Annotated in this window: 7 protein-coding genes; 2 read left to right on the top strand and 5 right to left on the bottom strand. The window is 69.7% G+C overall.

Going from position 1 to position 8,075, the window contains the following annotated elements; all coding sequences use genetic code 11:
* Positions 1 to 39 precede the first annotated feature (39 nt).
* The 5 genes from ACFFJC_RS18220 to ACFFJC_RS18200 form a co-directional block, all read right to left on the bottom strand.
* On the bottom strand, positions 40 to 1,461 hold the full coding sequence (locus ACFFJC_RS18220; RefSeq protein ID WP_379488814.1) for an ATP-binding protein: 1,422 nt from the start codon (positions 1,459 to 1,461) through the stop codon (positions 40 to 42).
* The gene (locus ACFFJC_RS18215) at positions 1,461 to 2,207 is read right to left on the bottom strand and encodes a response regulator (protein ID WP_379488813.1); all 747 of its coding nucleotides are present in this window, start codon (positions 2,205 to 2,207) and stop codon (positions 1,461 to 1,463) included. Before ACFFJC_RS18215 ends, ACFFJC_RS18220 begins: the two co-directional genes overlap by 1 nt.
* Before the next feature lie 30 nt (positions 2,208 to 2,237).
* Positions 2,238 to 2,858, bottom strand: a complete 621-nt coding sequence (locus ACFFJC_RS18210; protein WP_379488812.1) for an EF-hand domain-containing protein — start codon at positions 2,856 to 2,858, stop codon at positions 2,238 to 2,240.
* 204 nt (positions 2,859 to 3,062) lie between these two features.
* Positions 3,063 to 3,464 carry a cupin domain-containing protein gene (locus ACFFJC_RS18205; protein WP_379488811.1) on the bottom strand — a complete coding sequence of 134 codons (402 nt, stop codon included), beginning with the start codon at positions 3,462 to 3,464 and terminating at the stop codon, positions 3,063 to 3,065.
* 45 nt (positions 3,465 to 3,509) lie between these two features.
* A complete protein-coding gene (locus tag ACFFJC_RS18200; RefSeq protein ID WP_379488810.1) occupies positions 3,510 to 5,330 on the bottom strand; it encodes an aminopeptidase P family protein in 1,821 nt (606 codons plus the stop codon).
* Positions 5,331 to 5,494: 164 nt separating this feature from the next.
* Between ACFFJC_RS18200 and ACFFJC_RS18195 the strand changes: the two genes are divergently transcribed.
* The gene (locus ACFFJC_RS18195; protein ID WP_379488809.1) at positions 5,495 to 7,591 is read left to right on the top strand and encodes a S9 family peptidase; all 2,097 of its coding nucleotides are present in this window, start codon (positions 5,495 to 5,497) and stop codon (positions 7,589 to 7,591) included.
* Between the two features lie 75 nt (positions 7,592 to 7,666).
* Positions 7,667 to 8,059, top strand: coding sequence for an acyl-CoA thioesterase (locus ACFFJC_RS18190; RefSeq protein ID WP_379488808.1), 393 nt, complete (start codon positions 7,667 to 7,669; stop codon positions 8,057 to 8,059).
* Positions 8,060 to 8,075: the final 16 nt, after the last annotated feature.

Here is an 8,075-nt window from a genome sequence, read left to right as displayed (position 1 = left end):
CCCCCTTACGATTCACTCAAACAAGATCACGCTCTAGGGTCAGCCGACCGGCAGCTCCAGCCGCGCGCGCAGCCCTTCGACGCGGCCCTGGGCGGAGAGGCGGTTGGAAAGGACCAGGGCGCCGCCGTTCTGGTCGGCGATGGCGCGCGCGAGCGCGAGGCCCAGGCCCGCGCCCCCGGTGGTCGAGTTGCGCGAGGGATCGCCGCGGGTGAACGGGTTCATCATGTCCTCGATCCGGTCGGCGGGGATTCCCGGGCCATCGTCGTCGATCACGATCACCGCCCGCGCCCCGTCGCGCTCCAGCGTGACGCGCGCGCGCTCGCCGTAGCGCAAGGCGTTGCCGATCAGGTTGCGCAGCGCGCGGCGCATCCAGGTCGGCCGCAGCTCGACGACGATGCGCTGGGTGTCGCCCAGTTCGACCGGGTCGCCCATGTCCTCGTATTCCTCGACCACCGAGGCGACGAGGGCGGACAGCTCGGTGCGCTCGCGCGGGTCGCTCGGGCGGCCGACGCGGGCGAGCGAAAGGATGTCGTCGAGCGTGCGCACGATGTCCTCGATGGTCGTGGCCATGCGCGCGCGCTCGGTGTCGTCCTCCACCGATTCGATCCGCACGCGCAGCGCGGCGAGCGGGGTCTTGAGGTCGTGGCCGATGGCACCCAGCATCACGTCCTTCTCGTCGAGCATGGCGACGATGCGCGCTTCCATGGCGTTGTGCGCCTCGATCAGCCGTTGCATGTCCTCCGGGCCGCCGGGGACGAGCTGGCCGGCCGAGCCGGGAGCCACGGCGAACTGCTCGACACGGCGGGTGAGCGCGGCGAGCGGGCGGGTGATCCGCCGCAGGATCAGCGCGACGGCGCCGACGAGCACGACGTAGATGAGCACCGTCTGCACCAGCAGCGGCTGGAGCAACTTGTTGGCGGCGCGAGGCGAGCGCACGCGTGCGACCATCCAGTTGCCGTCGCCGTCTCGCCGCACTCCGACGACGAGCAGGTGGTCGTTGAGCGCGTCGGCCAGTTCCTGCCGGTCCATGCGGCGGTGTGCCGCGCGCTGGCGCACGTGCGCGCGAGCGAAGGCGTCGGCATGGACGGTGCGGTGGACGACCACCACGTCGGAGGCCTGGAAATCTTGCTCCTCGAGCACCCGGCGCAGCCGCGCCTCCGCCCGCGTGTCGCGCGCCTCGTCGACGGCCGCGGGGGTGCCGGTGCTGAACTCGAGCGGGAAGCCGCGCGGCGGCGGGCCGCTGAACGGCGTCCGGTCGTTGCGGAGCATGCGCCCGAGCGCGTCGCGGCCACGCGTCTCGACGAGGAGCCGGAACGCGACGGCATTGACCATGCCGGCCTCGTACCCCTCGCGCTGGGCGCGATAGACGAGGAGCGCGCCGATCCCCTGCACGAGAAGCAGCGCCGCCGCCACCGCCAGCAGCATCTGGCCCATCAGGCTGCGGGGCTGGGGCAGCCGCATCAGGCGTCGAGCGGCACGCGGCGCACGTCGGCCGCCAGCATGTAGCCGCCGCCCCACACCGTCTGGATGAGTTGCGGATTGCGGCTGTCGACCTCGATCTTGCGGCGCAGGCGGCTGACCTGGTTGTCCACCGCGCGGTCGAAGAGGTGCGCCTCGCGGCCCTGGACCATGTCGAGTAGGCGATCGCGGTTGAGCACCTGGCGCGGGTGCTCGAGGAAGGCCATCAGCAGCCGGAACTCGACCGAGGAGATCGCCACCACCGCACCTTCGGCATCCATCAGCCGGCGCTTGAGCGGGTCGAGCGTCCAGCCCTCGAACACGAAGGCTTCGTTCTCGGTCGAAGCGGGAAGGGCGACCCGCGCGGCGCGGCGCAGCACACTGCGGATGCGGGCCACCAGCTCGCGCGGCTCGAACGGCTTCACCACGTAGTCGTCCGCGCCGATTTCGAGGCCGACGATGCGATCGGTCGCTTCGCCGCGCGCGGTCAGGAAGATGACGGGCACGTCCTGCGCCTCCACCAGGTGGCGGCACAGCGACAGGCCGTCCTCGCCCGGCATCATGATGTCGAGCAGCACCAGGTCGAAGCGCCCGTCACCCTGGCTGTCGCGCAGGCGGGTGCGGGCCTCTGCCGCGCTCGACGCCTGCACCACGGCGAACCCCTGCCGCGAGAGGTACTCGCCCAGGGGTTCGCGCAAGGAGGCCTCGTCGTCGACGAGCAGCAGCTTGGGAGGCGCGGTGTCGTTCATCAATCGGTCCTGTGGCACCGCGCCTTCCTGTCAGTTCGCCGGCTTCTTGTCAGCCTTCGCCTTCCACTCGGCCTTCATGGCCTCGCGCGCGGCCTGGCGCTCTTCCTTGGTGACCTGGCCGTCATGGTTGGCGTCCTGCGCATCGAAGCGCTTCATGGCGCCGGCGACGAACTCGGCCTGGCTGATCGCGCCGTCCTTGTCGGCGTCGGCCTGGTGCATCATGCCGCCGCCGCGCGGGCCGCCGAAGCCGTGGTGACGACCGCCGAAGCCCTTGCCCGGGCCGCGATGGCCATCCTTGCCCATGCGGTCGCCCGGTCGGCCTTCGCCGGGTTCACGGCCCGGCCCCTTTTCGGCCGCGAACTCGGCCTTCGAGATCGAGCCGTCGGCATTGGCGTCGAGCTTGGCGAACATCTTGTCGCGCATCTGCTGGCGGCCGAGCTCGTGGTCGGCCTTGTCCAGCTTGCCGTCCTTGTTGACGTCCAGCCGGGCGAACATCTGCGTCGCGGAGGCCTGGGCCTCGGCGCGGGTGATGACGCCGTTGCCGTCGGCATCCTTCTTGGCGTGGGGAGCGGGCGCCTGGGCGCAGGCGACACCGCCGATGGCGAGCGCGGCGGCCGAGAGGCCGAGCGTCAAAGTCTTCATCTTGGTCATCATAGCGTTTCTCTTTGTCCCGAACAGAATTGGCTGAGAGCCGCGATGCCGGAAGGGAGGGGGAAGATTCGGGCCCCGCGGCTCTCTGCTGCCAGTTATAGAAACGCATTGTCGCTCATGTGTGCCGCATCGCGTGTTTGTTGTCGTCAATTGTCACAGGTGCGCCACCCCGTTCATGGGTGCGCAAACTGGATGAACCGCCATTCAGCGCGGACGGTCCTGCGTACCTTCCCCGGCGGTGATGAACAGCGCGGTCGCGGCCTGCGGCACGTTGGCGGTATGCCACACGCCCGCAGGGTTGATCAGGTACTGACCCGGGCCAATCGTCTCGGAGTGGAGGCTGCCGTCACGGCCCTCCTGGATCAGCGTGATCTCGCCCGCCAGGCACACGACGACTTCGTCTCCCTGCGGGTGCATTTCCCAGGTGTCCCAGTCCGAGGTGAAGTCGTAGAGGCTGACGAGCCGCCCCTCCGCGCCGTCGGCGGCATTGCGGCGGGCGTAATCCGCGTACCACTCCATGCCGGTGAACGCGGGCTGTGCCGACGCCCGTGCCCCGAGCCCGAGATGGACGGGGAACATCCGCATGTCGCGCGCCTGCGTCGTCATGCCGGGCTCACCAGGGGGCTCACCAGGGGGCTCACCAGGGGACGCTTAAAAGGGCGCACACTGCGCCGTGAGCCAGGCCTGCGCCTCGCCTTCCAGCTGCGGGCCGACGATCTCCAGCACGCGGGCATGGTAGGCGTTCCACCATTGCACCTCCGCCCGCGTGAGCAGCGCGGTGTCGACCAGCTGCCGCTCGATCGGGACGTGGGTCAGCGTCTCGAACCCGTAGTATTCGCCTTCCCCGCCGGCGATCTCGCGCGTCTCGACCAGCACCAGGTTCTCGATGCGGATGCCGTAAGCGCCGGTCTTGTAGTACCCGGGCTCGTTCGACAGGAACATGCCGGGCAGCAGGACCTGGTCGGTGCCCGCCTGCCCCCCGGCCGACTTGGCGATGCGCTGCGGGCCTTCGTGGACCGACAGGAAGCTGCCGACGCCGTGGCCGGTGCCATGCGCGTAGTCGAGCCCTGCCTGCCACAGCGCCGCGCGTGCCAGGGTGTCGAGCTGGCTCCCGACGGTCCCCTTGGGGAAGACCGCGGTGGCGAGCGCGATGTGCCCCTTGAGCACGCGGGTGAAGCGGTCCTTCACTTCCGCCGGGGGCGCACCGGGGCCGACCCAGACGGTGCGGGTGATGTCGGTGGTGCCGTCCGGGTACTGCCCGCCCGAATCGACGAGGTAGACCGAGTTGGGCTCCAGCGTCCGGTTGGTCTCTTCCGACACGCGGTAGTGGACCACCGCGCCGTTCGGCCCTGCGCCCGAGATCGTGTCGAACGACAGGTCCCGCAGGTCGCCACCCGCCTTGCGGCAGGCGTGGAGCCGGTCGGCCGCGGAGATCTCGGTGACGCCGCCTTGGGGCGCCTCGATGGACAGCCAGTGCAGGAAGCGCGACACTGCGGCGCCGTCGCGCGCCTGCGCGGCGCGGTGGCCGGCCTGCTCGACGGGGTTCTTGATCGCCTTGGGCAGCACCGTCGGGTCCCGCGCCTCCACCAAGGTAGCGCCGGCGCCGCGCAGTTCCGCGAAGATGGCGCTGACCGCGCGCTCGGGATCGACCGCGACGCGCTTGCCGGCCAGCTGGCGCAGCCCTTCGACGAAGGCGTCGCGCTCGCGGATGGCGACGGCATTGCCCAGGTGACGGCGCAAGTCGTCGGTCACCTTCTCGGCAGCGATGAACAGGTCGGCCGTGCCATCGGCGCGGGCAATCACGTAGGAGAGCGCGACCGGGGTGCGCTCCACATCGGAGCCGCGGATGTTGAGCAGCCACGCGATCGAATCCAGGGCAGTGACGACGGTCGCGTCGAGGCCCCGGGCGGTCAGCCATTCCGAGACCGCGGCGCGCTTGGCCTCGCTGGACTGGCCGGCCAGCGCGTCGGGATGGACGAGGGCGGGAGCGGGCGAGGGGGCCGGCCGGTCGTCCCATACCGCGTCGACGGGGTTGCTCTCCACCGCGACCAGAGTGCCGCCCTTGCGCGCCAGCACCGCCTCCACCGCTTGCGCCCATCCCGATCCGTGCAGCCACGCGTCGTAGCCGATCCGTGCGCCCTGCGGCGCATGGTCGGCGAGCCAGACCGCGACGCTGGTGGAGGGCACGTTCTCGTAGGCGTAGAACCGGCCGTCCACCTGATCGCGCACCTGCAGCGTGTAGCGGCCGTCGACCAGCATGGCGGCCGCGGGGCTGCGCCGCGCATCGGTCAGCACGACGGCGGTCCCGGCCGATCCGCCGAAGCCGGTCAGCCAGGCGAGGCGCTGGGCATAGGCGCCCACGTATTCGCTCATGTGCTCGTCCGAGATCGGGATCACGAAGCCGTCCAGGCCGCGCGCCTTCAGTTCCCGGCGCAAGGCTTCGAGGCGGGCTTCATGGGTATTCAGCAACATGGCAGGCATCCGGATCGCAGGGGCAGTTCGCGCCGAACATAGGCTCTCCGGCGCCCGAGGGGAAGCCGCAGCCACCCCGGCGCGAGGCAGGGGCGCCGGCGTCCCGGGCAGGGATTTTTCCCGAACGGCTTCAACTCGGCCAGGACAAACTCTAGATGGTGGCCATGGCAGAACCCACCCAGACCCTCATCGGGCCACCGCAGGCGGCGAAGACGTCGCATTCCACCACCCACCATGGCGTCACTGTCACCGACGACTATGCCTGGCTGCGCGATCCCGGCTACCCGGAGGTCAAGGACAAGGCGGTGCTGGACCATCTGGAAGCGGAGAACCGCTGGTTCGAGGCGCGCATGGCGCCGCACCAGGGCCGCATCGACGCGCTGTTCAAGGAAATGCGTGCGCGCATCAAGGAAGCCGACCGCTCGGTGCCGCAGAAGGACGGCGACTGGCTCTACTGGATCGAGTTCGAGGAAGGCGCCGAGTACAAGAAGTGGTGGCGTCGTCCGGTGGGCGTCAGCGACGACGGTTCGGCCGACGAGCTGATCCTCGACGAAGTGGCGCTGGCCGCGGGCAAGGACTACTTCCGCCTGGGCGCGATCTCCACCAGCGCCAACGGCAAGCTCCTGGCCTACGCCTACGACGACAACGGCTCCGAGCGCTTCACGGCGCGCATCAAGGACCTCGAGACGGGCGAGCTGCTGCCCGACGAGATTCCCGGCACCCTCTCGGCGCTGGTCTGGGTGGCGCAGGACAAGGGCCTCGTCTATTCGCTCGCGAACGAGCAGTGGCGCACCGACAACGCCCGGCTGCACTGGCTGGGCGAGCCGACCGAGAAGGACGTCGAGCTCTACCACGAGGACGACGAGGGCTTCCGCGTCGGCTCCTCGCTGTCCGCGAACGAGAAGTGGCTGCTGATCGGCTCGAGCGACCACGAGACCAGCGAATGCCGCATGGTGTCCGCCGACGATCCGCTGGGCGCGCAGATCCTGGTGAAGCCCCGCAGCAAGGGCGTGGAATACGACGTGGATGAGCGCGAGGGCGTGCTCTACATCCACACCAACGACACGCACGAGAACTTCCGCCTGGCCACCGCGCCGCTGGAGAACCCGGGCGAATGGACCACGCTGATCGAGGGCAGCGACGCGTTCTATCTCACCGGGGTGGACCTATTCCGCGACTTCTACGTGATCGAGGGGCGCCGCGCCGGCCTCGATCAGATCGAAGTGCGCTACTACGGGGATCGTGCGCGCGTGGAGCCGATCGTGTTCCCCGAGGCGAGCTATTCGGCGGGGCTGTCCAACAATCCCGAGTGGCACATGACGACGTTGCGGCTCAGCTACGAATCGATGGTCGCGCCGTCCTCGGTGCTCGACTACGACGTGGCGAGCCGCACGCTGGAGACGCTCAAGGTCCAGGAAATCCCCTCGGGCTACGACGCCTCGCTCTACGCCACCGAGCGGCTGGAGATCACCGCGCGCGACGGCACGGCAATTCCCGTCTCGATCGTCTATCGCAAGGACCGCACCGGGGCAGGCCCGCTCCACCTCTACGGCTATGGCGCCTACGGCATCTCGATCGATCCCGGCTTCTCGACCGCGCGCCTCAGCCTCGTCGACCGCGGCTTCGCTTATGCCATCGCGCATATCCGCGGCGGCGACGACATGGGCCGCGCGTGGTACAAGGCCGGTAAGCTGGAGCGGCGCACCAATACCTTCAACGACTTCGTCGACGTGGCGAAGGGCCTGATCGAGCGCGGCTTCACCGCAGCGGGCAAGATCAGCATCTCGGGCGGCTCGGCCGGCGGCGAGCTGATGGGCGCGGTCATCAATTCCGACCCCGAGCTGTTCGGCGCGGTGGTGGCCCACGTGCCCTTCGTCGACGTGCTCAACACGATGCTCGATGCCAGCCTGCCGCTCACCCCCGGCGAGTGGCCGGAATGGGGCAACCCGATCGAGGACAAGGCCGCCTTCGACTTGATCCGGAGCTACAGCCCCTACGACCAGGTGAAGCGCCAGGCCTATCCCCCGCTGATGGTCACCGCCGGCCTCAACGACCCGCGCGTGACCTACTGGGAACCCGCCAAGTGGGTGGCCCGGCTGCGCGAGCTGAAGACCGACGGCAACGAGCTGATCCTCAAGACCAACATGGGCGCAGGGCACGGTGGCAAGTCCGGCCGTTTCGAGAGCCTGAAGGAAACCGCGGAGGAGTTCGCGTTCATCCTGTGGCAGCTGGGCGTCGACCCGGCGCCAAGCGCAAGGTGAGCGGGGGGACGCGGTGACCGACCCGAACCCGCTCGCGCTCGGCCCGTCGAAGCCCCGTCGCGAGCAGACCCCGTCATGACCTTCACCCGCACCTTCACCGCCTTGCCCGAGCACATCGACGTGATGGGCCATGTCAACAACGCGGTGTGGGTGCAGTGGATGGAGGCGATAGCCACGGCGCACTGGGAAGCCGTCGCCCCGGCCGAGCACCAGGCGAAGTACGCCTGGCTCGTCACGCGCCACGAGATCGACTACCGCGGCAACATTCGCGAGGGTGAGAGCGTGACGGGCGAGACCTTCATCCCCGAAGGCCCTTCCGGAGCCCGCTTCGACCGGCGCGTGGACTTCCGCAATGCCGCGGGCAAGGTCATCGTCTCGGCCCGGACGACCTGGGCGATGATCGACCTCGCCACGGGCCGCCTGGTGCGCGTCTCCCCCGAGGTCGCCGCGCCTTTCGTGGGCGACTAGGCGGCCGGCAACCGCG

The organism is Novosphingobium soli (assembly GCF_042432915.1).
GTDB lineage: Bacteria > Pseudomonadota > Alphaproteobacteria > Sphingomonadales > Sphingomonadaceae > Novosphingobium > Novosphingobium soli.
The sequence above is the reverse complement of the archived record's forward strand: the minus strand, read 5'-3'. Positions and strand labels throughout refer to the sequence as shown.

Bases quoted from the DNA above. Each gene is read 5' to 3' on its own strand.
- ACFFJC_RS18215 (WP_379488813.1), bottom strand. From the start codon at position 2,207: ATGAACGACACCGCGCCTCCCAAGCTGCTGCTCGTCGACGACGAGGCC.
- ACFFJC_RS18195 (WP_379488809.1), top strand. From the start codon at position 5,495: ATGGCAGAACCCACCCAGACCCTCATCGGGCCACCGCAGGCGGCGAAG.
- ACFFJC_RS18220 (WP_379488814.1), bottom strand. From the start codon at position 1,461: ATGCGGCTGCCCCAGCCCCGCAGCCTGATGGGCCAGATGCTGCTGGCG.
- ACFFJC_RS18210 (WP_379488812.1), bottom strand. From the start codon at position 2,858: ATGACCAAGATGAAGACTTTGACGCTCGGCCTCTCGGCCGCCGCGCTC.
- ACFFJC_RS18190 (WP_379488808.1), top strand. From the start codon at position 7,667: ATGACCTTCACCCGCACCTTCACCGCCTTGCCCGAGCACATCGACGTG.
- ACFFJC_RS18205 (WP_379488811.1), bottom strand. From the start codon at position 3,464: ATGACGACGCAGGCGCGCGACATGCGGATGTTCCCCGTCCATCTCGGG.
- ACFFJC_RS18200 (WP_379488810.1), bottom strand. From the start codon at position 5,330: ATGTTGCTGAATACCCATGAAGCCCGCCTCGAAGCCTTGCGCCGGGAA.